23 protein-coding genes are annotated in these 26,825 nt (G+C 42.6%); 7 read left to right on the top strand and 16 right to left on the bottom strand.

The features are described 5' to 3' along the window. Positions 1-37: 37 nt before the first annotated feature. Genes AC19MX_RS03425 through AC19MX_RS03415 form a run of 3 tightly spaced genes read right to left on the bottom strand, consistent with a single transcriptional unit; the run spans position 38 to position 2,929 of the window. Positions 38-1,117, bottom strand: coding sequence for a serine hydrolase domain-containing protein (locus tag AC19MX_RS03425; RefSeq protein ID WP_432399146.1), 1,080 nt, complete (start codon positions 1,115-1,117; stop codon positions 38-40). Beyond that, the gene (locus AC19MX_RS03420) at positions 1,114-2,373 is read right to left on the bottom strand and encodes an NRAMP family divalent metal transporter (RefSeq protein ID WP_432399145.1); all 1,260 of its coding nucleotides are present in this window, start codon (positions 2,371-2,373) and stop codon (positions 1,114-1,116) included. Before AC19MX_RS03420 ends, AC19MX_RS03425 begins: the two co-directional genes overlap by 4 nt. Before the next feature lie 16 nt (positions 2,374-2,389). Continuing rightward, positions 2,390-2,929, bottom strand: coding sequence for a PH domain-containing protein (locus tag AC19MX_RS03415; RefSeq protein ID WP_432399144.1), 540 nt, complete (start codon positions 2,927-2,929; stop codon positions 2,390-2,392). 233 nt (positions 2,930-3,162) lie between these two features. Between AC19MX_RS03415 and AC19MX_RS03410 the strand changes: the two genes are divergently transcribed. Further along, positions 3,163-5,724 carry a TonB-dependent receptor gene (locus AC19MX_RS03410; protein WP_432399143.1) on the top strand — a complete coding sequence of 854 codons (2,562 nt, stop codon included), beginning with the start codon at positions 3,163-3,165 and terminating at the stop codon, positions 5,722-5,724. Between the two features lie 165 nt (positions 5,725-5,889). Here the strand turns inward: AC19MX_RS03410 and AC19MX_RS03405 are convergent, their stop codons facing one another. From AC19MX_RS03405 to AC19MX_RS03390, 4 genes are all read right to left on the bottom strand, one after another. Further along, on the bottom strand, positions 5,890-6,390 hold the full coding sequence (locus AC19MX_RS03405) for a DUF4447 family protein (RefSeq protein ID WP_432399142.1): 501 nt from the start codon (positions 6,388-6,390) through the stop codon (positions 5,890-5,892). 52 nt (positions 6,391-6,442) lie between these two features. Beyond that, positions 6,443-6,844 (bottom strand): SMI1/KNR4 family protein, encoded by a 402-nt coding sequence (locus tag AC19MX_RS03400; protein WP_432399141.1) that lies wholly within the window; start codon positions 6,842-6,844, stop codon positions 6,443-6,445. A gap of 119 nt (positions 6,845-6,963) precedes the next feature. Next, a complete protein-coding gene (locus AC19MX_RS03395) occupies positions 6,964-7,743 on the bottom strand; it encodes a RelA/SpoT domain-containing protein (RefSeq protein ID WP_432399140.1) in 780 nt (259 codons plus the stop codon). A gap of 215 nt (positions 7,744-7,958) precedes the next feature. After that, on the bottom strand, positions 7,959-10,046 hold the full coding sequence (locus AC19MX_RS03390) for a M13 family metallopeptidase (RefSeq protein WP_432399138.1): 2,088 nt from the start codon (positions 10,044-10,046) through the stop codon (positions 7,959-7,961). A 287-nt stretch (positions 10,047-10,333) separates the two neighbouring features. Here AC19MX_RS03390 and rsuA point away from each other — a divergent pair, with 287 nt between their 5' ends. Next, entirely contained in the window at positions 10,334-11,026 is a 693-nt protein-coding gene (gene rsuA / locus AC19MX_RS03385) for a 16S rRNA pseudouridine(516) synthase RsuA (protein ID WP_432399136.1), read from the top strand. Between the two features lie 169 nt (positions 11,027-11,195). Here the strand turns inward: rsuA and AC19MX_RS03380 are convergent, their stop codons facing one another. The 6 genes from AC19MX_RS03380 to AC19MX_RS03355 form a co-directional block, all read right to left on the bottom strand. Further along, positions 11,196-12,134: a DUF4097 family beta strand repeat-containing protein gene (locus AC19MX_RS03380; RefSeq protein WP_432399135.1), complete on the bottom strand. Its 939-nt coding sequence runs from the start codon at positions 12,132-12,134 to the stop codon at positions 11,196-11,198. Further along, complete coding sequence (locus AC19MX_RS03375; protein WP_432399134.1) at positions 12,131-12,757, bottom strand: hypothetical protein; 627 nt, start codon at positions 12,755-12,757, stop codon at positions 12,131-12,133. Before AC19MX_RS03375 ends, AC19MX_RS03380 begins: the two co-directional genes overlap by 4 nt. Beyond that, a complete protein-coding gene (locus tag AC19MX_RS03370; protein WP_432399215.1) occupies positions 12,754-13,308 on the bottom strand; it encodes an RNA polymerase sigma factor in 555 nt (184 codons plus the stop codon). Before AC19MX_RS03370 ends, AC19MX_RS03375 begins: the two co-directional genes overlap by 4 nt. Positions 13,309-13,591: 283 nt before the next feature. After that, the gene (rpiA, locus tag AC19MX_RS03365; RefSeq protein ID WP_432399133.1) at positions 13,592-14,251 is read right to left on the bottom strand and encodes a ribose-5-phosphate isomerase RpiA; all 660 of its coding nucleotides are present in this window, start codon (positions 14,249-14,251) and stop codon (positions 13,592-13,594) included. Between the two features lie 64 nt (positions 14,252-14,315). Further along, positions 14,316-15,128, bottom strand: a complete 813-nt coding sequence (locus AC19MX_RS03360; RefSeq protein WP_432399131.1) for a mechanosensitive ion channel family protein — start codon at positions 15,126-15,128, stop codon at positions 14,316-14,318. Between the two features lie 11 nt (positions 15,129-15,139). Further along, on the bottom strand, positions 15,140-16,543 hold the full coding sequence (locus tag AC19MX_RS03355; protein ID WP_432399129.1) for a hypothetical protein: 1,404 nt from the start codon (positions 16,541-16,543) through the stop codon (positions 15,140-15,142). A gap of 289 nt (positions 16,544-16,832) precedes the next feature. Here AC19MX_RS03355 and pbpG point away from each other — a divergent pair, with 289 nt between their 5' ends. From pbpG to AC19MX_RS03330, 5 genes are all read left to right on the top strand, one after another. Next, positions 16,833-17,741 (top strand): D-alanyl-D-alanine endopeptidase, encoded by a 909-nt coding sequence (pbpG, locus tag AC19MX_RS03350; RefSeq protein ID WP_432399128.1) that lies wholly within the window; start codon positions 16,833-16,835, stop codon positions 17,739-17,741. A 173-nt stretch (positions 17,742-17,914) separates the two neighbouring features. Beyond that, on the top strand, positions 17,915-18,559 hold the full coding sequence (locus AC19MX_RS03345; protein ID WP_432399127.1) for a cupin domain-containing protein: 645 nt from the start codon (positions 17,915-17,917) through the stop codon (positions 18,557-18,559). Between the two features lie 211 nt (positions 18,560-18,770). Beyond that, complete coding sequence (locus tag AC19MX_RS03340) at positions 18,771-20,069, top strand: MDR family MFS transporter (RefSeq protein ID WP_432399126.1); 1,299 nt, start codon at positions 18,771-18,773, stop codon at positions 20,067-20,069. Between the two features lie 203 nt (positions 20,070-20,272). Then, the gene (locus tag AC19MX_RS03335; protein WP_432399125.1) at positions 20,273-20,623 is read left to right on the top strand and encodes a HopJ type III effector protein; all 351 of its coding nucleotides are present in this window, start codon (positions 20,273-20,275) and stop codon (positions 20,621-20,623) included. Between the two features lie 182 nt (positions 20,624-20,805). Beyond that, positions 20,806-21,270 carry a hypothetical protein gene (locus AC19MX_RS03330; protein WP_432399124.1) on the top strand — a complete coding sequence of 155 codons (465 nt, stop codon included), beginning with the start codon at positions 20,806-20,808 and terminating at the stop codon, positions 21,268-21,270. 131 nt (positions 21,271-21,401) lie between these two features. On the opposite strand, the gene AC19MX_RS03325 is transcribed toward AC19MX_RS03330, so the two are convergent. Genes AC19MX_RS03325 through AC19MX_RS03315 form a run of 3 tightly spaced genes read right to left on the bottom strand, consistent with a single transcriptional unit; the run spans position 21,402 to position 26,079 of the window. Continuing rightward, positions 21,402-22,676 (bottom strand): cytochrome c, encoded by a 1,275-nt coding sequence (locus tag AC19MX_RS03325; protein ID WP_432399123.1) that lies wholly within the window; start codon positions 22,674-22,676, stop codon positions 21,402-21,404. Further along, positions 22,673-23,209 carry a (2Fe-2S)-binding protein gene (locus AC19MX_RS03320; protein WP_432399122.1) on the bottom strand — a complete coding sequence of 179 codons (537 nt, stop codon included), beginning with the start codon at positions 23,207-23,209 and terminating at the stop codon, positions 22,673-22,675. The genes AC19MX_RS03325 and AC19MX_RS03320 overlap by 4 nt, the downstream gene beginning before the upstream one ends. Further along, positions 23,206-26,079 (bottom strand): xanthine dehydrogenase family protein molybdopterin-binding subunit, encoded by a 2,874-nt coding sequence (locus AC19MX_RS03315; protein ID WP_432399120.1) that lies wholly within the window; start codon positions 26,077-26,079, stop codon positions 23,206-23,208. Before AC19MX_RS03315 ends, AC19MX_RS03320 begins: the two co-directional genes overlap by 4 nt. Positions 26,080-26,825 lie beyond the last annotated feature (746 nt).

Genomic DNA, 26,825 nt, shown 5'->3' with positions numbered 1-26,825 from the left:
AAGCGCTATTATAGCGAGTTATGTGCGATCCGTCAGATTATTCGTCAGTTTTTAGTCGATTTCTTATTGCCTGGCGAATTTTGTCATGTAAACCAAAAACACGCTCCATGTTGTCTAAGTCCCATGAGGTATTTTCTAAAATAACCACACTTAATTGTACTTGCGGATAATAGAGCATCAGGCTGATGTAGCCGGGTAAGTAACCGCTATGGCTATACTCTAATAATTCTGCTTGTTGGCTAATTTGCAAACCATAGCCATAACCGAGTTCACCCCAGCGATGTGGCCTATTGGCACTGGCTGTCGACATGGCTTTGACACTGGCTGATGATAGAAAACGCTGTTGCTGTAAACCAGCAATAAACGCGGCAATACCTTGACTACTGGCTTGCATGGCGCCAAAAGCAATAAAACTATCATCGATTGTGAGCTCATCTAAAAGCACTCGTTGCTGTTGTTGCTCCATAAACCCGGGGACTAAATGCGGCTGATTCGCATACATAGCCGTGATTTCACCGACATCAGCACTGATGTCGAGTTTGTATTGTTTGGCGAATTGATTAACTAAATCAGAGTAGGGCATGTGGTAGCGTTGACTCAGTATATCGCCAAGTAATTTGTAGCCATAGTTAGAGTAACTAAATTGGCTAGCAGGAATAAATTGTGACCTCGTATTTAAGCTGGCCGGTTTGGGCGGCAAAATGCCCGCGGTATGGTTAAGCAGTTGCGCAACAGTGACGGGATGTTCAGTCACAATATTCAAATAATCAGTGATGTCATCGTGTAAGGTTAATTTTTGCTGCTCAACCGCACGTAAAACTAAAGTGGCAGTGATGGTTTTAGAGATTGAATCAATGATAAATCGGCTGTCTTTGACTATGCCATCTCCTGCTTGATAATCGACATAGGTTTGTTGATTATCGTTTATCAATATCCTACCGCTAAACGGCCTTGAGTCATTATCAATAATGGTTTGAACATCTGTGTTGGTAAAACTGATTCCAAAAGCAGTTAAAGGCAATAAGCTTAAGCTGAGTAATCCGCAAATCTGCGCTGTTATTGATTTTATGGCTTTGAGTTCAAGCATGGTTAAGCTCATCACTTTTAAGCCAATCATTTTGTTAAATACCAATAAATAAACAACAGTGCAAAACTGACTAAGTACACTAACCCGAGCCAAGACAGAGCCACCATAACAGGGCCATAACGATGCTCTTGAGGTAAGTTTTTACTGGTCATTAAGCGGAAGTTTAGCCAGGCAAAAATGACCGTGGTCATAAAGGCAAGGATCATCACAAATTCAAGTAATGGAAGCAAAGCTCCTTTAAAGAATAAAATAAGCATTAAGCCGAGTGCACTCACACCTAACATCACCGGCGTTAAATAACTGCGTGGCGACGTATTATTAGACAGCAGCTTCCAGCCCATATCCAAAGTGCGGCTGTAACCATCTATGACGGTGACAGTGGTGCTGAAAATACATAAAAAAGCCACAATACCAATCAAATAACGGGTTTCATTGCCCATCACTTGGCTATAAAGGGTGATAAGTTGTGAGGCAAATACCGCGCCTGAATCAGAGAAACGCTCGCCACTGCCGTGCATCACGAGTGCGCCTAATGCTAAAAACACAATCGCGAGAATGGCGGTGGTGACATAGCCTAAATTGAAATCAAAAATGGCCTGTTTTGCGGTGACGGTTTGGCTTTTGCGTTTTTCAATGAGCCACAATGAATTCCAGGCACTGACTTCAATGGGCGCCGGCATCCATCCCATCATCGCCACTAAAAAGCCTACGTAAGCCCATTGCCAGGGTGATTCACTTGCCAATGGCGTTGCCAAACCCGTTTGGTGATTAAAGGCTAATGCGACGGCGATTAACGTCGTCAGGGTAAGGGCAAACATAATCACTTTAGTCATTTTGTCGAGCAGTGTGTAATGACCAAAAATCAATAACGTTAGCGAGCTGAGTAATACCATCAGTGCTAAAACATCAATTGATAATGGCACAAATTGCGTCAGCATTGCCGCGGTTAACATGCAAACCCCTGCTGTACTGGCAATCGCTGCGATGACATTAAGCCCCGTAAATAGCATTAAATAGCCTCTACCTTGCTTTTGATAGCCTTGAAGTAGGCTTTCATCTGTGGCAGCTGTATAGCGCGCGCCTGCGGCAAAAAAGGGATATTTTAGGATGTTGACGAGTAAAATCAGCCAGGCTAACTGCCAGCCAAACTCGGCCCCAGCACGAGTAGAGGCAACTAAATGCGATGCGCCAATGGCTGCGGCAGCCATTAAAATGCCCGGGCCTGTGGCTTTTAAAAGAGTATGAATTTGAGTAGTAAAAGAGATATGTTTATTTTTATTCGACATGATAAATAGCAAAAACCTATTGTGGAGAGTGTGGCGTTAACGCTTGTTCAATACGCAGCAAAGTAGCATTCATTTGTTGCAGGTTCTCAAGCAATAATTGATCGATATCGACGTTATCTACAACCGTAGATTGACGCTCTGTTAGTAATGATTTTTGCAATAACACCTTTTCTCTAAACGCTTGCACATCGACAACGCCGACTAAATTGATCAACGACCCCATACCCGATTGCCCAGCCGTTTCGACGGTCAGTTTGTGTATACCAAACACCCGCATTAACGGCCCTTGGATAAGCGCCATATCGGTTATTTTATCCAAAGGGACCGTGTTCTCTGTGCGGGTTAATAATCCTTTACGCACAATCAGTTTTTGGGGAGTCAACTCAGCACTCATATTGGCAATATACCGTTTGGTTGCCCATAAACCTAAAGGAAACCACAGCAATAACAAAGGAATACCAACAATACTCACTGAAATTAACAACGCACCTGAGACAAGCCAGTACAGGCCTAGGTTTGCATGAAAGTGTGCACTAACTTGCTTTTGATCACTCATCTGACCTCCATATAAAAAGAATTTAAATTCACTTTTTTTGATTGTTTATTCTTGATTAAGTGATTGGTTGCATTTACATTACGGCATTGTGCTTACAATGTATTGACATTGTTAAAATTTAACATAACTTGAACACGTAGATTAGCATCCAAGAAAGTAGTAAGCGGTAATGTTGTTGCCGCAGTTTGCAGTAGTCATGGATATAAAACAATAAATTAACGTTAAGGATGATCATGAAAAAAACTACCCTATTACGAAGCGCCTGCGCTATCGCTGTTTCACTCTCTTTTGCTCCTGTTTCACTTATTGCTCAAGCGGCTGATGACGCTCAAGCAAAAGTTGAACGCATTGAAGTAACGGGTTCTCGTATCAAACGGACTGATATTGAAGGGCCTTCGCCAGTACAATCACTCAACAAAGACGATATTGCTAACATGGGTTTTGACAACCTACAGCAATTACTTGAACGTATGCCTGCTAACGGCTCTGGTGCATTTTCTACCCGGGGTAACAGCCAGGATTCTACCGCAAACGGTGGTGCATCAATCAGTTTACGCGGCTTAGGCCCAGATGCGACATTGGTGTTAATCAATGGTCGTCGGGTTGGTTCGAGTGCATTTGCCGAAGGTATTTCAAACTCATTTGTTGATATTAACAACATTCCGGTTTCTGCTATTGAGCGTATCGACATCCTAAAAGATGGCGCGTCAGCCATTTATGGTTCAGACGCTATCGCGGGTGTGGTGAACATTGTCTTGAGAAAAGACATTGAAGGCATTGAAATTAACTTAGGTTATGGCGACGACAGTGGTACGGGTTATGACGAAACCACAGCAAGTTTAGTGTGGGGCGTAAAAGCCGATAAAGGCAGCGCGTCAGTTATTTTAGATTATTTTACTAACGGTACTTTATCTGCAGAAGATATGGGCCGTTTTGGCACAGCTTATCAATCACCTTACGGTGGTGAAGATTACCGTTCATCACGTGGCTATCCTGGCTATTTTTATGTGAATGGCGTGCAAACCATTGACCCTGATTGCCCTGCAGATAGCGTCAGTGATGATTATTGTTTGTTTGACTATGGCCCATACAACATGACCATTCCTACTTCTGAACGAGTAGGAGCAATTGGCCAGTTTGATTACATGTTAGGTGAAGATTTAACGGCATTTTTGGAATTGTCTGTACAACACAACACTTCTGAAGCCGGCGGTGCACCAACGCCATTGGATGAAAAAGCAAAAATGACCGTACCTGGTACTCATCCAGACAATCCTTTTGGGCAGGATATTGATATTGGCCGTTACCGTACCGTTGATGCCGGCGCACGTCGTTGGGACATCGAATCAGATACCATGCGTATTGTGGCTGGTCTTCGTGGCGTCATAAATGATTGGGATTGGGAAGTGTCTGCGCAGCGTGGCCGCAGTGAATCAACGCAAACAGGCGATCGTTCACAAGGCTGGGTAAGAACTGACTACTTACAAGCTGAAATCGATGCGGGTAATTACAATCCATTTGGTGGCGTAGCTAACTCGCAAGATGTGATTGACCGTATTACCACTAGTTTAGTTAGACAGGGTAAGTCGAGCATTACCGCCTATGATGCGAGTATTACTGGCCATGCATTTACTATCGCAGATCGCGATATCATGATGGCAGCAGGTGCAGAGTATCGTGAAGAAAGTGTCAGTGACATTCCAGATGAGCAGTTCCAGCGAGGTCTGATTTTTGGAACTGAAGCGGTATCTGCATTTGGTTCGCGTGATCAACATGCCGCCTACGTAGAATTATCTATTCCTGTTGCAGATAATTTTGAATTACAGTTAGCCGGTCGTTATGACAGCTACAGCGATTTTGGTTCAACCACTAACCCTAAAATTGCCTTCCAATGGGGCATTAACGATGAGATAACGGCACGTGGTTCTTGGTCTACGGGGTTCCGTGCACCCTCACTTGCGCAAATTGGTTTAGGCCCATCAGAAAAGAGTGATTTTTTAATCGATAGCTATCGTTGTGCCGCCGACAATGTCGACTGTGGATTATTAGATTATAACTTTATCTTTGCCGGCAACCCTGATTTAGATGCTGAAGAGTCTGAAACCTGGAATATTGGTATGATTTGGGCACCAAGTCAGCAGTTTGATATTGGTTTTGATTTATTCAATATTGTTCAAGATAACAAAATTGATTCACTGCAAAACCAAGAGCTTTACGATGAAAACTGTGGCGATCAAAACAGCACCGTGTGTTTACGAACTGCGCCACAAGCAGGTCAAACATTTGGGTCGATTGATGTGATCAAATCTGGATTTGTTAACATCGGTTCGCAAGAAGTGCAAGGTATCGACTTATCGACTCATTATGGCCTTGAGCTAAGTAACTATGGCGATATTAAGTTCGGTTTAGAGTACAGCTACTTGATCAGCTTCGAAAAAGAAGTTGATGGCGAGACTATCGATTACACTGGTGAGTACGAGTATCCACAACACCGTTGGTTAGCGACAACTAACTGGATGATGGACGACTTTGCTGCCAACGTAAACTTAAGCTACATCGGCGAGTTTGAAGATTACAACAAAACGCGTACTGTTGACGCGCAGTTGTTAGTTGATATGTCTGGCTCATACCGCATTAATGATATGTTTAAACTGTCGGTTGGTGTAAATAACGTGTTTGATGAAGAACCATCATTTGCGATTGGTGACGGCGATGCAGATCTTTACGGTTATGCAATGGGCGTACATAACCCACTAGGCCGTTATGTTTACACTAAAGTGACAATGAAGTTCTAATTTGATAGTGATATGAGTGGCGTTAATCCGGCTTTAAAGCTGGATTAACTGTAAGCTCATTAAGCACCACTAAAAAGCCACCTAACACTCAACGTGTTAGGTGGCTTTTTTAATTGTCAAAATTGAGTGAATGCTAGACCGCAATCATTTTGACGACAATATTGATTAAAGCTGAGTCGCAGCCCATTTTGCACGGCTTTCACGACTTTCACTTGCGCCAGTGTCTGCGCGATAAGCTTTGTACGCTTCGGCATCCAATGCCACTAAACTCACATCGACTTCAAGCAACAATTTACACTCTTTTTTAATGCGCCATGCTGCTGTGTTATACAATTCAGTTAGCGGCAATGAGCTTAAAAACTCTGGGTTATATTGAGTGTAAAGCGCTTGAGTTGGGTAAACCACAAACGCTAAACGGCGCTTTGGCTCTTTTTTAAATAACTCTTCAATGCCATCGGTGGTGTTTAGCACTTGCATCTCGATAATGTCATCGATATCGAGTAATTTTTTTTGTGCTGGTACGGGAGCATCTTTTTCGCCAGCTTCCCAGGCCAATACATCTTCGTTGCTGGTGGCACTCAGGCTGGCAACTTGTTCAGTTGTTAGGCCTAAAGATAAGCGTAAATATTGCATTTCAATCGCGTTCAAGCCGGTATTCTTAGACATGTTTATTCCTGTATTTCTATGCGTTAACGTTTATTGTATTGGCAACAGTATTTTACTGTCCAAGCCACACGTCTTCAATCCAATCCCACAATGACTCCCAACCTTCCTCTTTGAAACGCCCATTTTTCCAAAACTGTACTTCACCTTCTTCGTTAATGCAGTAAAAGCCATCACCGACTTGGCAAATTGCAATTTGTTCACGCGGCATACCAATAGACCACGCGTAGCAGGTCACTTCAGGAAGATAAGTATGTGAGTTAGGATCGGCAACCGTTACCGGTTCAATGGTGCCATAAATCACATCACTGGCTTCTAGCAGAAATTCTTTTAAATCTTTAGGTAAGCCAATAAGAATTTGCTCTTCAACTTCAACAAGTTGCTCAAAAGTAGGCAGCTCTAATGGTACCGGTACGGTTTCGCTTAACTCTTGCAGTTGATCAATAATTTCGTTCATGTGTATATCCAGCAGGAAGCTATTGGGCGCGATTATAGCAGAAGTGTTTGAGCATGCATTTTTCTGGCAAAAAAAAAGCGCTCAAATGAGCGCCAAAGGGTGTTTGTTACTGCGAATAACTACGCGGCTTGTATTGATGATGGATAGATACTTTGACGTTTATAGTTTAGCCAAGCTTTATGGTATTGCTTGTGAGAGTCTTGGCGTAACTTAGCAATATTGGCTTTTTCTATATCGTTTACTGTTCTTGACTGGTTTTTTGCTTGTAACTCTATCGCTTGAATTTGCTCATAAACGAGATGCTCTGGGCCACTTTTAATCTCGGCGATGTCATTTAAATGAAACTGTACTTCTACCACCATTTGGCTTTGTGGCAATTTAACCAATACATTTAAATCACGATAACCTGAGGTTTTAGGTGTCGCAAATCGGTTTTTTAATTGCACAATATCAGTGTGTTGGCGCAATTGTTCAAAACTTACCAGTAAGCTGCTTACATCCTTGGCTACCACACTGGCGCGGGCGATATCGGTTAATTGGCTGGCGTCGCCATTAAACTTTAATTGCACTTTTTGCGCGGCACGAGCATAACTTTTCGTAGCAGGAATGATAGCTGTTGTCTGGCTCATTTGATTAATATGGTTTAGTAAGTCTACAAGCTCTTGCTGCGCTTGAGGAGCGCGAGTCATTAATGCATGTAAGTCGTGAGTATCTTGAATTGCAGCGGGAGTATTGTGTTCGCGTAGGCTGACTAGCTGGTCAATGTCATTGTGCGACGTTTGGCTGAAATCAGATGACTCGGCTAACTTGTTATATTTAACTTCGTTAGGTTGAGCAATCGCGCCTCGGGTTGACAGTAAAATTAAGAAGATAAAAAACGTACGAAACAATTTATTCATCGAATAACTCCAGCAAAATGTCTGTGAAATCACTGTACCGCTTTTTCGCTGAATAGGGGCTGAATGAACAAGGTTTAATAAAGCCTATTGATGCATCTAAATTTAATATTGTTATTATTTATGAGTGGTTTACTGTTTTTTACTTATAAAAAAGGGCATCAAATGATGCCCTTTTTGTGTGTAAATGTGACCTAGGTCAGCTATTCACTTGGTGATTACCAAATTTTTACACGGCTTTCTGGTGCGATATACATCTTGTCGCCTTCTTTCACGTCATAAGTAGTATAGAACTCAGGCATGTTAGACAGTGCGCCTAGTGCACGGAAGTGACCAGGTGAATGTGGATCAGTGGCTACACGATTACGCATTGCTTCTTCTTTCATCTTCACGCGCCAAATTTGCGTAAAGCCCATAAAGAAACGTTGATCGCCGGTTAGGCCATCAATGACCGGCGCTTCTTTGCCATCAAGTGACATTTTGTAAGCTTTGTAAGCGATAGTAACGCCTGACAAGTCACCGATGTTTTCGCCCAATGTTAAGCTGCCGTTTACGTGTAAATCGTCAAATACTTGATAACCATCGTATTGAGTAATTAATGCATTACCTTTGGTTTCAAATGCTTTTAAGTCAGCTTCTGTCCACCAGTCGCGCATGTTGCCTTCGCCATCAAACTTAGCACCTTGGTCGTCAAAACCGTGGCCCATTTCGTGGCCGATAACCGCACCAATACCACCGTAGTTAACCGCGTCGTCAGCTTCTAGGTTAAAGAATGGCGGTTGTAAAATCGCTGCAGGGAACACGATTTCATTCATGGTTGGGTTGTAGTAAGCATTAACGGTTTGTGGCGTCATGTGCCACTCGTCTTTATCAATTGGTTGACCCAATTTAGCTAAACTTTTGTTGTGTTCAAAAATAGCAGCGCGTTTAGCGTTACCCACTAAATCATCTGCTTTAATGGTTAATTTAGTGTAATCATCCCACTTATTTGGGTAACCAATTTTTGGATTGAATTTTGCTAATTTGTCTTTTGCAGCCACTTTAGTGTCTGCACTCATCCAATCTAATGACTCGATGCTTGAACCATAAGCGCCGCGTAGGTTTTCAACAAGGTGTTCCATACGGGTTTTAGCTTCTGGCGCAAAGTGACGCTTAACGTACACTTTACCCACTACTTCACCTAGGGTGTCGCTTACTGTGCTCACACCGCGTTTCCAGCGTGGTTCTTGCTCTTCTTGACCGTTTAAGGTTTTCGAGAAAAAGGCAAAGTTTTCGTTGTCTAATGCTTCAGACATGTTGCTTGCATTGTGGGTTAACGTCATCCACGTTAGGTAGTTTTTCCATGCGTCAAGCTCGTTACTTTTGATAACCTGGCTTAATCCCTGGATATAACTTGGTTGGTTAATGATGATATCTGTTTGTTTATCACCACCCACAGCCGCTAAATAACCTTCCCAGTTAATGTCTGGTGCAAGTGTCGCAAGATCTTTCACTTGGTATAGGTTGTATGTTTTGGTGCTGTCGCGCGTTTCTACCACATCCCAGTGTTTGTCAGCAATTTGCGTTTCTAGTGCAAGTACCGCTTCTGCACTGGCTTTCGCATTAGGTAATCCAGCTAGCGTGTACATTTTTTCAATGTGTTCAACATAGGCTTTACGGATGTTAACGAAGCGCTCTTCTTGATTAAAATAGTAATCTTTTTCAGGAAGGCTTAATCCATATTGCCAAATATGGGTCGCGTAACGGCTAGAGTTCTTTGCATCGATTTCGACATAAAACGCTAATGGTGTTCCGCCGCCGTTAGCTTGGTTTTCACCAAAAAATGCGGTTAATTCATTTTTGTCTTTTAAGGCGGCAATTTTATCTAAGTCAGCTTGGATTGGCGCGATACCGATTTTATTTAAGGTTTCAACGTCCATAAATGAGCGATATAAATCAGCTACTTTTTGTTCATCGCTGCCGTCAGCTAGATTTGGCGTAGCACTTAAATCTTCGATAATGACTTTAACGTCATCACGGGCATTTTCACGTAAGTCGTAAAACGCACCAATGTTGGTACGGTCGCCAGGAATTTCAGCATTCTTCATCCATGCACCGTTTACGTACATGTAGAAATCGTCTTGTGGACGAACCGTTTTATCGATGTTGTCGAATGTGATACCAGACGTTAATGCTTTTTCAACGGCAACAGCGGTGGCTGTTTTAGCAACGTCTGCAACGGGTGCAACGACAGCCTTGTCATCACTACAAGCGCTTAGGCCTGCGATAAGTGAGGCACAAAGACCTCCAATAACCAACTTTTTCATTGTATTTCCTTTGCTGTGTTTTAGGCGCCAAATATTGGCGTACGAGCATTTTGTATTTTTATTATTATTGTTGGTCCTTAACTAAAGGAAAACCCCAACATTGTTGTGAATACTATGTTAAGGCCTTACTAGGCTAGAAAACAAGGCGCATTTAGTCCTTTTTGCCTCAGATGGACTGAGGATATGTAACCAAAAATTACGTATACCGTAAAAAATTCACTGATTGATTTCTATTTAACCGTGTAAGCCGCATAATAGCGCCATTGTATTTAGAGTGAGTGTGTATTGTGCGTTTAGACAAATTTATCTGTGAAAGTACCGAATTGACCCGTTCGTTGGCCAAAAGAGCCCTGCATCGTGGTGATGTGACCTGTGATGGCGAGGTGGTTAAGAATTCTGGTTTTAAGGTGTTGCCGCAAATGGATGTGTGCCTAGAAGGCCTGTCTATCAGCATTGTAGGCGATCGTTACATCATGATGAATAAACCGGTTGATACCATTTGTTCTACGATTGATGAGCAATATCCGTCGGTATTAAGTTTGATTGAAATTGAAAAAGCCGACACTTTACACATTGCTGGACGTTTAGACGCTGACACGACAGGCTTAGTGCTGATCACCAGTGATGGTAAATGGTCGCACAAAATCACTTCACCAAAGAAAGATTGCGGTAAACGTTATTTTGTTGAATTAGTAGACCCGATAGACGAGAGCCTAGTGCAAACCTTTGTTGATGGTATTGAATTGCGTAATGAAGATGGATTAACAAAACCTGCGGTACTGGAGATTATAGAGCCAACTCAAGTGCGTTTAACCATTAGCGAAGGTAAATATCACCAAGTAAAACGTATGTTTGCTGCGGTAGGCAATAAAGTGGTAAACCTTCACCGAGAAGCCGTGGGCAGCATAGAGTTAGATGCCAATTTAGCGCCTGGCGAATGGCGTTTTTTGACTGATGACGAAGTCAAATCAGTTAAATAAAACCTCAGCTTAACCTAGTTTGTGAGTGAAGTTGCTTAAGCATAATTAGCCCAAATGTAGGTGTGGTAATAAAATGCCCAACGATATTATTGTCGTTGGGCATTTTGTTTTATGCGTTTGTCTTGCTTAGTCGGGCATTATTATGTGAGAACTATTTATTATGTGAGAGCTATTTATGTAGGATGATTCGGCCGCTAATGGTGTTGATATTCACCTGGCCATCACCTGACAACGTGTTAAATTGCAGGGTTTTACTTGGCGAGTATTTCTGCTTTAAGGGAGTATCGTCGGTCAATTGATTATCAATTTTGCCACCTGGGCCGCCATCAATCGTAAAGCTTACATTAGGCTGCTCAGTAAAGCGTAAATTCATGTCACCGCTTATGGTTTCTAGTCTAGCGTTTGCCAGTTCAGCACCCAGTATTAATTGGGCATCGCCACTAATCGTGACCATATTTAATACTGATATTGCCTTTAAGGTCGCACTGATATCACCAGAAACTTGGTCAATCGTAACCTGGGTAAAGTCGCTGTCGGTATTGAGTTCGCCACTGACTAACCTCAGCTCAGCTTGACCCTGGCTGCCATTATCCTTGATGTCCCCTGATACGGTTTCAAGATTAATTTTGCCGTTTAATTGGTCACTGGTGATGTTACCTGACACCGTTGTTAACTTGGTATCACCGTTTAATTGTCCCGCCAGAATGTTGCCACTGACTAATGCCATTGCAACTTGCCCGCTTAACTTGGCAACGCTAAAATCGGCTGATACGCCTTCGGCGTTAAGGTTAAGTTGTTTGGGTAGATAAATGGTCAGTTGCGAGCCTTGTTTATTACTGCCTTGATAGCTACGCGGAAGTTTGTCCTCAATCACCACCATATTGCCTTTTACATCGAATATAAACCCTTTGCTTAGCTCGTCTAGTTCGCCTTTAACTTGGATGCTGTTGTTGTCCCAGCTAATAAATTCCACATTGCCACGTTGTACTTTGATACTCACGTTGGGGTTAGCAACGACATCGTGTTGCTGGTCGACCGACTCTGCTGCAATAGATAAGGCGCTTATGGCCATTAATGGCGCTAATAGTGCGTATTTTATGCTGCTCATAGGGTATTTCCTTGTGCTGTACGTGTGTGGGTAAAAGGCAATTTTTGCCCTTGCTGTAATAGGGTGATTTGACGCTGCATTATCCAGCGCCATAGTTGCCAAAGTTGTTGATTAGTCGGCTGTTGTGCCAATGCTGCTTGCACTTGACTTGACGCGCTTTCTAGCTCTGCGAGCGCCTTGGCAATGTCTGCTTGAATATGCTCATTGTTGTCTGCGGATAACTGCCAGCTCACTGTATATTGATTGCGGATAAATCCATTTAATTGGTTTTGATGAGTTTGGGCAACTTGGTTTATCAATTCGATTAAGTGATTATCCACATTAATTGATGCCGATGTGTCTACTGTTGCAGTCGTGATGTTTGCTGTTTGCACCTGTATTAATGTTTGTTCTTGAGGTAGTACAGGTTCGTCGCGCCATTGTGTTAACCATAATAATGAACACACTAGGAATGTAGCGGCTATTGCCCATAACGGGCGAACGACATGTTTATGAAGCGCTTTTTGCGGCGTTAATTTCGACGTTAAGCGCGGCTTAATGCCATCCCATAAGTCTGTCGTTGGCGCAATCTCAGGCGGCAAAGTGCCGATTAAATGGTCTAGGTCATGCTTTTTAGCGCTCATGCCAGCATCTCCTGTAATAAGTGTTTTGCATTGTGGTACTGCGCTTTGCTGGTGCCCACTGCAATGTTCAGCAGCGCTGCTATTTCGTTGTGTTGATAACCTTCAATCGCGCACAGTACAAACACAATGCGAGTTCGTTGCGGTAACTTAGCGATACATTTGTCGAGTAAATGGTAATCGGTTAATTCAACGCTTGGCATGTCTTGATGTGCAATATCTTCTGCAGGTAAAAATCGTCGCCACAACGATTGTTGCGCCTTTAAATCGTTAATGGCCTGGCGAACACATAACCGATGCAGCCAGGTAGTGAACTGGCTATCGCCTTTAAATTGCCCCAGCTTGTGCCATAAGCGAATAAAACACGCTTGAGTGATGTCATCGGCAAGTGCCTTTTGGCCGCTGAGTCGAAAACAAATCGCGTATACCCGCTGGTGGTGCCGGCGATACAGTTGTTCAAATGCCTGCTGACACCCAGTTGTGGCAATGGCAACAAGTTGATTGTCGTCTAGCTGCGCGAGGTGGTTTATTGGCTGTGAATTAGGCTGATTGATACCGGCATCCTTAATATTCCAAACTGTCCATTATGATTGTGTAGTTATTTGACAGGTGCAAGTCGGTAAAAGGTTTATATCGAGGTCAATTATTTATTCAATGTGGATGTAAAAGCTGATGCCGAATTTAAGAAATCCTTTGGCACCGAGAACTAATCTTGAGGAAATGGTGATTTAGTTCAGCGTATAGTTAATCCTTAAAGCCGTTAAAAAAATGGCCTAGCAAATTTGCGAGGCCATTTTTCAGTAATTGCTGAGGCTATTTAAAAGCCATTAGGGATGATTACAAGGTGACGGTATTGACGCCATCTGGCGTCCCCACTAGTAATACGTCTGCACCGCGGTTGGCAAATAAGCCGTTAGTGACGACACCTACAATGGCATTAATCTTAGTTTCCATCACTTTAGGATCTAAAATTTGCATGTTGTAGACGTCTAAAATCACGTTACCGTTGTCGGTCACAACCCCTTGGCGATACACTGGGTCACCGCCAAGTTTGACTAATTCACGTGCCACATAAGAGCGCGCCATTGGAATGACTTCAACAGGCAACGGGAACTCACCTAAAATGGATACTTGCTTAGTATTATCAACAATACAAATAAACTTTTTCGCGACTGCTGCGACAATTTTTTCGCGAGTTAATGCCGCGCCGCCGCCTTTAATCATGTCCATGCGGTCGTTGATTTCATCTGCGCCGTCAACGTAGACATCTATCATGTCAACACTGTTTAAATCGAATACTTCAATGCCCAATTCAATCAACTTTTTAGTTGAGGCTTCTGAACTTGATACCGCGCCTTCGATGTCATCTTTCATTGTCGCAAGTGCATCAATAAAGTGATTGACTGTAGAGCCTGTGCCAACACCGACTATGGTGTCTTTTTTGACATATTGTAGTGCAGCCCAGCCAGCGGCTTTTTTCATTTCATCTTGTGTCATTATGGTATTCCCAATGCTAAATAATCTGTCGTTACTGTGCTAATTGGCGCGATTATAGCGCAAATTAAGGTGTCGGCGTTTGCTGTTCATCATAAAAATGGGCATTTTTAAATGCACTTAATACCCTGATATTAATGTCGCTCATAAACTTTTTCTCTAGGCGTACGTCCATCACGTAAGCTTTTACTGTAATGGTTTGTAAAAAATCGCCTAAGTCATATTCGTTACCTAAATTGACAATAATAGGCTTATTTAAAAACGTATAAGGTGAGCATTGTGTGGCTTCGCGGGCGAGGGCAATGGCTTTTTTATGGTCGACATGCATAGGCAAGGTAAACTTAACCACGACCATTTCATCTAATGCACCACTGTTGGCATTAGACACTGCTGTTTTTAAGGCTTCTGCATTAGGTATCATGACGGTATTGTCGTCAAATGTGCGCAGCCAGGTCACACTCCATTCAAGCTTTATCACTTCACCATAATGGCCTGACAATGTGACCATATCGCCAACACGATAGGGCGGGTTTATCATAATAATAAACCCTGCAATCATATTTTTTGCCGGCTCTTGTGTCGCTAAACCGATCACAATACTGATAGAACCAACGACGGCAAGAATGAGGTTTTCGTGCGGGTCAATAATGCCAACAATCGAGTAAATAATGACAGACAGCCACACGAATAAACGCACAAATGGGTATGACCTATTCCAAATTAAGCGGTATTTAGGCAGCGCTTTATTTAACTGCTTTAATAAAAACTCGATAGAGATTAACAATAACCACGCGATCAAACACAGCAGTAAAATACTGACTATGCGATCAAATGAAATGATCTCTAAAAATGCTTGTAATGCTTTGCGTGAATCGTCCATGTTCGCCTCGTTTAATGAAACAGCTTATTGTTATTGACCAAGTGGCTGGCGATAATTTTTGATAATGCCGGAGTGATAAAATAAAAGTGTTGAGCAAAATCTCGCTGCGAATATTGTGCAATGATCAGTCCTTGGCGTGCTAAATAAGCCAACTGTAAGCTACTTTGTTCAATTGTTTGAGCAAAAATGTGTGCATGTTGTGCGACTCGCAATCCACCATGGACATAAATTTCAGCTAATGAAAATAAGTCACTGTCTTGGCATGACGGCAAAGCGGATGCGTTAATTTTACAGATATCAGTACATTGTTTTGAGTTGTTATCACTGCCTGTACTGCTGTTATGCTTGGTGCTATTGTCAGATTTTTCACTGCCGCTGCTTTGAGCGATATCGGCTTGATGAGTCAACGAATACTGTAACAATAATATGGCGAGTTTCGGGTGACCTTGACTGATAATATGCAATTGCTTTAATTGGTCTTCGTATGGATTGACGGCATCATCATTGTCATTTTTGTTGTGCGTTGCTTCAGATGATTTTTGGCCGCGATGACTTTCTGTGTTGCCGGTTTCTTGGCTTAAATAGTCGTCGCTCATTAGGCCTAAATCGACCAGCTGTTTGGTCTGTATTCTGGCAAGTTCTTTTGCATTGAAATAGTCGAATGTAATGACATGCTTAATAAAGTGAGTAATTTCATATTGAGCACTTAATCGTTGCCAAGCGAACTTTTCACAGCCCAATATCCAGCAATGGTGCTTGCGGGTTTCCATTACTATCGTGGCAAAGGTCACTAGCGCTTGCGCATTGCCCATCATTCTTAACATTAACTTGTGCAAATCGTCGATAACAATTAATTGTGCTGGTAGTTTGTTTATCGCAATGATGATGTCCGTAATACTGGTATCCGTCATTGCAGCGGGTGGTTGCATGTCAAAGCAGTAGCATACATTTGCAATCGCGTCGCGGGCACTAAGCGGGGCAGTGTAAAAGCTCATTATTACCCCTTTTTCGGGTAACGGTTTGACTGTAGAAGTAGAGGCGTCTTGCTGTTGTGTATTGATGTTTGTTAATAACGAGGGAATTTGGCCTAAAAAGGCTGACAGCCCCGCGCCAGCGGGGGCCACAATAGCGCTTATTTCACCATGATGGTTACGCCATAAATTAATCACGTCGGTGATTTGTTTTATTTGCGATTCGCGAGCAATAAAATCTTCTGCAGTGCAGATGAACGGTGAAGACATATTTTCATTAACGGGTTCTTCACCTGTTCGCGGTTGATATTGGTTTGCGATGGTTTTGAGTGAGATAAGTCCTTTTTGTGCATCATCAGACTCAGTTTTAAGGGTAGCTTTAGGTGCAAAAAAGGTATTGACCCATTGAGTCCAGCGGCTCAAAAAACGCAAGTTAATGTCCATTTACACTCTCTTTTTTACTTTGTTTTTAACGATTTATTTTATCTTAACATGAAGCTAACAAAAGCGGTATTTGACTCACGACTCTTATAAACCTGTTTGCGAAAGAGTCTTAACTTCACCACGCACACCGTCTAAATTGTGCGAATATTAGCCGAGACTAAATTTGAACACTTGATCTACGTTAATTAATGGCTAAAAACCTACTCGAAAGTAGTATTTATCTATTGTCGGACTAAACCTTTATCGTATACTCAGAAAAATAGAGAGTCTAATTTTTCAAGTGAGAGTGATGAAGCTTCGTTTCCTTTTTGCCTGCACCTTATTATGTGCTACTTCGCTAAATAGCGCGGTATCTTTTGCAGCTCAGGCTGTGCAAAACAAACCTCAACAAGAATTAGCATCGGGTAGTGCGATGCTGGTCGATTTAGCCACCAATGAAGTGCTGTATGCCAGCAACCCTCATCAACCTGTTCCAATCGCCTCGGTAACGAAATTAATGGCCGCAATGGTGACATTGGATGCCAAACTCCCACTAGATGAAAAAATATCAGTGAACATTACCGACTCGCCAGTCATGCGCAATATTTATTCGCGGGTACGTTTAGGCAGTGTGGTGACTCGTGAAACAATGCTGCTATTAACGTTGATGTCGTCTGAAAACCGTGCGGCGACATCACTTGCGCACCACTATCCTGGCGGATTTAAGGCGTTTGTGCGTGCCATGAATGATAAAGCAACCGCGTTAGGCATGAGCCAAACCCATTATGTAGAACCTACAGGTTTGTCGCCAGATAACGTATCAAGTGCGAACGATTTGATTTTATTACTTAAAGAAAGTCAAACATACCCGCTGTTAGGCAAACTAAGTTCGACCACTAAAAAGCACGTTAACTTTGAATCGCCGCGCTACGCGTTAGATTTTCAAAATACCAATAAACTGGTGTTTAAAAATAACTGGAATATTGCCTTAACCAAAACCGGTTTTACCAATAAGGCAGGGCACTGCTTAGTGATGTTAACCGAAATGAATAAGCGCAAAGTCGCATTTGTGGTACTGGACTCATTTGGTAAATATACCCATATGGCAGATGCTAACCGATTAAAGAACTGGCTAGAAACGGGGCGGACAACACCCATCCCAGCGTCGGCTAAAGCCTATAAAAAACAACGCCAAGCGATTCAACATAACAGTATTTAATTGTTAACATTGACTCATCATTAAAGCCCATTTATTGACAATGAATGGGCTTTTTTATTGATACGCTTTCGATGTGGGTTTGTAAACGAGCAGTAGGTACCAAAAAGTACCTACTTTTTTATCGATAGCGAAAGCCTTACACTAATGTCATTAATAGGTTGTGAGGTATCAATATGTTGAACATGGATTTTAGCCAGCGAGTGGTGATTAATACTGCTGATCTTGAATGGCAAAATAGCCCTGCAGTGGGTGTTGTGCGTAAGCGCCTTGAACGCGAAGAGGCTGAGCGTGGCCATGCAACCAGCATTGTTCAATATGAAGCAGGCGCTAAATTTAACTCACACCCGCATCCCTTAGGTGAAGAGATTTTAGTGCTTGATGGAGTGTTTTCTGACGAAACCGGCGATTATCCGGCTGGCACCTATTTACGCAATCCTGAAGGCTTTGTCCATGCGCCGTTTAGTGTTGAAGGTTGTACGTTGTTGGTTAAGCTGCATCAGTTTCAACCTACAGATTCACAAAAAGTGGCTATTAATACCAATGAAACTCCGTGGTTGCAGGGACAGGGTCAGTTGCAAGTTATGCCGTTACACCAACATGGTACAGAATCGACTGCATTAGTGAAGTGGCCCGCTGGCGCACATTTTCAACCGCATCGTCATTTTGGCGGCGAAGAAATCTATGTCATTAGCGGAGAGTTTATCGATGAGCTGGGTCATTATCCTGCCGGTACCTGGATCCGCAGCCCGCATTTAAGTCAGCATAATCCGTATGTGGAGCAAGAAACGGTGATTTTGGTCAAAGTAGGGCATCTGTAAGTTCACTCTCTATTATCCTGACATCAGGTTATTTAGTGTCGTTGCCCATGTGCCGAGTTAATGTGCAGAGTCAATGCGCCTAGTCTGGCGCATTTTAATGGTGGCTCAATGTCATTAACTTCGATACGATTAAAGTATTAAACGGTTTTACAAAACCCAATCAATTTTGCCTGTCATCATTTATTTCAGCGTCACTCTTTAAGGATAAAAAGTGCACAGCGATATCTCTATAGCGCGGTTTAAGCAATTTCCAAGGTTGATGTGGATTTTGTTGTTTGGTTCGTTTATTACCCGAGGCAGTTATTTCATGGTGTGGCCATTTTTGGCGGTCATTTTGTATGAAAAATTTGCCTTAAGCGCAACCGAAGTTGGCCTGGTTTTGTCTTGTGCTGCATTTATTGCAGTGTTCACTAGCTTTATTGGTAGTGCATTATCAGACCGAATTGGTCGTCAAAAACTCATGTACCTTACCGGCATTTTGTACATTATTTCATTTTCACTCTTGGCCGAAGTTGACTCTGTTTCCGGCTATGCCATTGTGATGACGCTGTGTTCTATTGCCACCTCATTATGGCGACCGCTTACCTCTGCCACCATCGGCGATATTATTGACGACCCACAGACTCGTGAGTTAGCAATGCAGTCATTGTACTTTATTGTTAATGTTGGCTGCGCAGTCGGCCCTATGTTAGGTGTATGGTTAGGTTTAACGGGACAACAATCGAGTTTTTACATTACAGCCGCAGCATTTGCGGTATTGATATTGTTGTTATATTGGGGGTTTGCACACCAGGCTACACAAGGTGTTAATGGCACTATTGAGCAAGTGCCAGATGAACTTATTCCTGCCATGGGCGACCCTGTCGCAGCCGTTAAACGTAAACCTGCACATGTTAGTCGCCAACAAGTCGTCGCGATTTTATTGCAAGATAAGCTTTTGCAATGCCTTATTTTTGCCAATATTTTATGCATGTTCATTTATGCTCAAATGGACAGTTCGCTTATCCAATATCTTACCCGTGCTAACGCTCCAGACTTATTGCAGCTCATCTCAGCGATGATTTTTACCAATGCGTTAGTGATTGTGTCGACCCAATTTTTATTACTGCGTTTAATGGCGAGTTACAGTTTAATTCATCGTATTCAGTTTGGGTTAGTGTTGCTGATGGCTTCACAAGTTTGGCTCGCTTATAACCCGATAGATTTATTTTGGGGTTGGATTGGTGCCATTGTGGTTATGAGCCTAGCGGAAACCATTTTATTCCCCACCATGAATGTACATATCGATCGCCTTGCTCCTAAACATTTACGCGGGGCTTATTTTGGGGCGTCGTCATTTTATGAAGTGGGCTTTGCGATTGCACCATTGGGCGGTGGGATCATACTGGATCATCTTGGTGGGTATTGGTTGTTTATCATTGGCGCCATATTGTCGTTGGTGGTGATTTATTTATACAGCATGTTGGAAACGTTACCACGGCCAGATTTTGCCGTAATGAAACGGGAATAATATGTTGTGTTTAAGGCCGTGATGTTTAATTCGTCAGTTAATTTCCCATTAACAGTATTGCGAATCAAGTGATCTCAACGTTCGCTACATAAGCTTTTGCGAATTTAATAATGTCGGTTTATATATTCAGTTTTTTCACTATAGAAACGGCCGCTATTTTGTTATTGTTTTGCCCATTATGTTGATGAAGTAGGGTAACGTTTATGTCTGTACAACCAGTGAATGAATTTATAACATCGTTAGATGAGCAAGCAGATGTTCTGCGTTTTGAAGAGACTATGGCATTGATTGATGCGCATTTCGATTTTACCCCAAGCGCGTTTAAAAATGGCGACCAATTAAATGATGCTGGGCAGAATTCTGGTTCTTGTAAGGTGTTTACTTTCGGGCAAATCCAGCAATTAACCCCGCAGCAAACATTAACATTATTTGGTCAACACTATCGTGATGTGGTTGCTACACCACAGGGGGATGATCATCAAAATATTCGCCAATTTATGCAGCATGGTTGGGATGGGATTTTGTTTTCACAATTGGCATTGAAACAAAAGTAACCATTATACGCGAACATTAATAATCAATAATGTAACCTAGAGTCGACAATCGCGAGGTATAAGACTACCTTTGCACCCATATCAACCGTATCATTAATAGTATTTGGTTTTTTTAACGGTAAGGCTTATTGCTGGTTAATTATTGTAGCCAACGCCTATTGAATCGCAAAGGAATCCATTTTATGAATCGTCACATCATCCCATTGATCATTATCAGCACCTTATTGATGTGCTCTTCAGGTTACAGCTTCGCTAAAGACAACGACTCGCAGGGTAATAGCGGTAAACATAAATCTGATAAACATGAAAAAAAGCATGAAGAAACTTATCAGACTTATTTTAGTAATGATCGCCAGGTGATTATTATTAATTACTATAATACCACCCGTGATGCTAAGCATTGCCCACCAGGATTAGCCAAAAAGAATAATGGCTGTCAACCACCGGGCAGTGCTAAACAATGGCGAAAAGGTTACTCATTGCCTGCTGATGTTGTTTACTACGATGTACCATCAGCGCTTACTGTTCAGCTAGGTCGTACGCCAGAAGGACAAAAGATTGTCCGTGTGGGTACTGATTTGTTGTTGATTAGCATTGGTACAGGCATGGTGATTGATGCAATACAAGACCTTAACGATGTGTTGTAACGTCGTTGGGTAAACCTTGTTATGGTGTTGGTTTTGCCATTAATCGTTAGTGAAACGAAAAAGCCGACCAAGGGTCGGCTTTTGCTTAATCACAGATTTTACACATCATTCAAAACATATGATTTAAACGCTTAATCATGTTCGAATATCACTTCTTTTAAATCATGAATTGTATCCACATCTACATCGCCTGGCTGATTACTCCAGGTGACGCGCAGATAATTGGTTAAGTCTTTAAGTTGTTCATCAGACAACTTCTCGGCATAACCTGGCATGGCATAAAAGCTGGTGGTGGTGTTGTAGTGTTGGCTTTTTATGCCTTTAAGCATGACCGCGACAACATTGTGTGGGCTAGCCTTATCTAATGTGGCGTTTCCCGCCATTGCTGGAGCAACATTAGGTCGACCTTCACCATTTTGACTATGACAACCAGCGCAATAACCCATGTATAGGTTGTATCCTGGTAATTCACGCTGGTGGCCATTAAAGGTCAGCGCTTTAGCTGCAACGGTTTCATCAGTATCAAGCAGATAACTGCTTACCGCGTGCATGTCAGCATCGGTTAAGTGGCTAAAGCTGTGGTATACCACAGGATACATGCCACCGAAGACTGTACCTTTGCGAGAATAACCTTCAGTAAACAAAGACTTTAAATCATCATGAGTCCAGTTTTGTCGGTTAAGCTCAGCGGGAGTAATATCTGATGCCTCTAAACCTTCGATAACAGCGCCTTGGAAGTGTTTGTCTTGTTCCATGGCAAATAAGCTATCTCGAGGAGTATGGCATTCACCACAATGGCCTAGCGCATTGACTAAGTAATTACCTCGGTTCCACGGCTCACTTTTGTCTTCTTTCGGCGTAAACTCTTCAGCATCATGGGCAATTAAGTTCCACGCCTTCAGGCCAAAACGCACGTTAAAAGGAAAAGAGACATCATTATCGAGATTGGCTTGCTTAATGGGTTTAGTACTCATCAAATAAGCATATATCGCTTTGGTATCTTCATCCGTTAGCAGACTGTAAGAGGTGTAGGGCATAGCAGGATACAAATTACCGTTAACGCCGACGCCATGATGCATAGCATCAAAAAACTCGTCATAACTGTATTTGCCAATTCCGGTGTCTTTATCTGAGGTGATATTGGTTGAATATACCGCCCCAAACGGGGTTTCAAATGGTAGTCCACCGGTTAACTCTCGCCCGCCTACGGCAGTATGGCAGGCTACACAGTCGCCAATCTTCATCAGATAAGCACCACGTTCGATATCGTCACGCTGGTTGCCACTGTCATCCGCCGCGCTACAAGCACTGGCAAACAACCCAAGGCTTAAGCTGAGCAATACATTCAGGCTTAGCTTACGTACCATTATCTGGCGGGCTAAATAGTTTCGGTATAATGGCTTCATGACAGGGTTAACCCCTTTGTCTTGAGGATCAAATCTTTCATCCCAGCATAATATTTTACATAACCAGTACAGCGGCAAACATGTTCGCCTAAGGCTTCTTCAATCACGCGTTCTACTTGATCTTTGGCAATAGGTTTACGTTGTAGTCGCTCAATTAATGCGGTCGATTCATTGACAAAACCCGAGGTACACCAACCACATTGAAACGAGAAATGTTCCAAAAAGGTTTGCTGTACAGGGCTTAGTGCAGTGATTTCGCCTTGAGCGTTTTGCTTAGCATGGCCTTCTACCGTACGGATACGTTTACCGTTGAAACGCTCAACACCGTTGATGCAAGTACGAACGACTTCGCTCATGCCTTGTTCGTCATCTACGATAACAGTACAGGCATGACACACCCCAGCACCGCAACCAAACTTAGTGCCAGTGAGGTTTAAATACTCATGCAAAAATTCAATCATCATGGTGCCATCGCCGACGTCAATCGGGCCAATAGCTTGGTTGTTGATGGTTAACTTAATTGACTGGCTCATGCCATGGCCTCCTTGATTTTTTTCGCTGTCATAGGTAATTCGTAAAAACGCACTGCGGTAGCTTGATAAACAGCTTCAACTAGCGCAGAAACCACAGGTATCATGACCACCTCGGCAATGCCGCGGCTCGGATCCGTTTCAGACAACTGCGGTAAAATAGTATGTTGCTGGCTCCAAACGCCAACGTGTCGTGCTAGCGGCACCTTATAGCGGTTGATATTCCAAGTGCCATTACCGGCACCAGCTTCAAATGGGGGTAACTCTTCATGCAAAGCATGGCCAATCCCCATCGCAAGACCGCCTTGTATTTGGCCTTCAACTAACTCATTCACAATCACTTTACCGGCTTCTAACCACGTGTGAGAACTGAGCAAGCTGACTTCGCCATTACCTTCATTCACGGCAATTTCAACTAAGGTTGCGCATGGAGCATAGTAAGTCACCATGGCATTATTAAGCTCAGCCTTTGGATAGCTCATGGCTTGACGATCAATTAAGTGATAGCCGTTTGAGCTCATGCGGGCTTTACGATCTGCGCTACCATGATATTTGTCACCTTCGCCGTATTGCAGCGCTAATGCATCTAGAGCAATGCGCTCTTTGGTGCCGAAAATTTCAAAATCAGCTTCAGCCCAAGCCCAACGGTTAAAGGCATGGCCCATTACGCCAACCACTAAACCTAAATCGTGAGCACGCTTGGCGAGAATATCGATTGAAAGCGGTGGGAAGCCCATGGCAGTTAGCTTGCCATCAGTCCAACGACCATCACGAGAATCATTGAGATTGGTTGCGCCCATTGGTGTGTTGAAATACAACTCGTTCCAAATCGACACTGCAGCAGGCCAAAGTCCGTGACGATAAATAATATCGGCGGCAATACGAGTGACATGGCTTTGATAATACGCCGACATAGATGCTGATGATGCCATTGCTTTCACCGGTGTCCAGCGTGGGTTGGCGGCCATTTCATCTTGGCGTTGCTGGGAAATAATGTATGGATTATCGGTTTGCACCAATTGCATTGCATCCCAAATATCAATTTCAGCCAGTTTTACTTCGTGGGCAAAATTACCTAATGACTCACTAACCACAACCGCTTGAGACGTTTGCGTGCCAGTCCCCATTTCGATAAAGCCAATTTCTAAGGTTATTTTACCGTCTTTGGCTAATCTAATTGCCGCACTTGGTGCAGCGGCACCAGTTCCATAATCTTTGGTCGCAATACCAAAGCCTACGCCGTAACGCATGCCTGGATTTTTAGCTTCATAATTAGCCTTTGTAGCAGCTCGGTTTTGCCATACAGGGGCTTGTTCAGCCATGTCGAGCATTTCACGATAACGTAAGGTGCCATTTGGGATAGCACCTTGAGTATTACGCTGTCCTGACTCCATCACGTTAGCCGCGCGTAACTTAAAAGGATCAACATTTAACTCAGCGGCTATCTCGTGGATCATGCCTTCCATTGCGGTCATCGACTGCAATGTACCGTAACCGCGCATCGAGCCAGCATCTGGATTACGCGACGCGTAAGAGGTGGCAATAATATCGTTGCGCGGCGTGTAGTAAATACTTTGCATTGCCGTTGCGCCAACGGAGGTGACTGACGGACTGAAGTTAACGCGGCCACCACCATCAACAGTCATCTGTGAGGTTAACGCTTGAATTTTTAAGGTGGCTTTATCTACCGCTAAACGACTCTTCATGATGAAAGGATGACGCTTAAGACCTGATTGAAATTGCTCAAAGCGGTCGTTAGCTAAACGTACGGGACCGTTAGCATAAATAGTGGCTAGCACGCCATAATACGGGAATATTGAATGATCTTTAGCGCCAAAACCGCCGCCGATATAAGGCGAATGCACCACGAGGTTTTTAACTTTTTCTGCTAATGGACCAGACGACAGCATGTGCACGGCCATCTCTTGAAAATCTTGTGGAGATTGCGAGGTAATAACCGTATGGAACGTTTGGCTACTGGCATCAAACCAGCCATTAAAGGCTTCAGGTTCCATCATCATCGGGTCGATAATTTGAGTGCGATACTCGCGCTCTAATACTTGCCATTGTTGGCTTTCTTTTGCACTTTCAATTTGTTTTTCTATTTCGCCTGCATAAAAAAGACCGCGTTCAGACACAGTACCTTTGGCACTCGGATCGCCAGACCATTCTGGTTGATGGTTCTTAATGTTAGGGAAAAACAATCCATCGTGCAGCGGGCTATAAACATCTTCGCGATCACCATTCTCACCTTCAACCCGAATAAGACGCCAGCTGGCATAAGGGTCTTTAGTGTCAGATACAAAAGGGGTTTTCTCACCATAACGTAGTAGCGCATTATCAAATTGCAATAATGACTTTGCTTGTTTAAACGCATGGAAGTTATCGAATAATAATATGGCTACGGCGTGGCCCAGATAAGCGGCAGTTTGCCCTTCAGGCAACAACATGTTGTCGCCGTAAAATTCAGGTAGTTTTACCTTATCGCGGGCAAGATCTGCCGCGGTAATGACTTTATATGGTTTAGCTGAAGCTGGAAGGTGTTCAAGGGAAAATCCTTGATAAATATGCGATGCATCGGCAGCGCGTAAAATAAAGGCATAGCCTTGTTGTTTTGGCCAGCCAGCCATGTCCATTGCACGGTAATCTCGGCCATAGACTTTTTGACCAGTGACTTTAGCGATACCGTCGTTGCGAAATTTAGGTTTAGATTGGCCTTTAGCCTGTGTTTGCCATTGTGCTGCCAGTTCAGGCGAAATGATCGACGCATTAGCGCGACTCATTTCCCACAATAAAGGCGCTGAATATACAGCGACCCCACCAATGACACATTGTTTTATAAAGCTCCGGCGCGACGCATTAGGTATATCCATATCTCACCTCTGTTTTTCATAATAAAAAATCAGACGTCATTATGTTAGTCGCCGTCCGATTTTGGCTTATTGATAGATTGTATTATGTAGATTGCGTTGAATCTAAATTAGCAATCTAAAACGGTAACATATCGATATAACAATGCATATTCTTGATTGTTGTTGGTGTTTTATTGTCGCTAATAATTAAGTATAAAAATGCAACTTATTGATGATTTAATCTCCTAACGAAGTGATTAAATGATTAATCACGTCATAAAACAGTGCCGCATAATAATGAGATTACACAGATAGGTAATCGTTTTTTTAATCTGTAATGCATAATTTTATTCAGCTTAATCAAGTCTATACCGAAGTGCTTGGTGTTATGTTTATTATGTATAATTATGACGATATAAGATTGTATTTTTACATTCAGTGAATATAAAAATAATAAACGTCGGCAATTTAAATAATTAATTAAGAGTTTGCATAAATTGTAATTAATTATTCAAATTGTAAGGGTATGGTTGTTTTTTTGTTTTATTGTTGTCGCCATAGTAGCGGAGGTAATGAGGTTGTTAAACGCTAAGTTGATGATTAATATTCAATAGTAAAGCCTAAGTTATTTTTCGATGTTTATACACATGGTGCTATTTAAGGATTATCACATTGTTATTTTTGGATTCTTTTAACGACTTTTCCTCGTTGATTACACGGTTACCTAGTGAAGTTTTGGTAAAATAAAACGTCATTAGCTTAATTCA

The organism is Shewanella sp. MF05956 (genome assembly GCF_059758055.1).
This window is presented reverse-complemented; position numbering and strand designations above follow the sequence as displayed.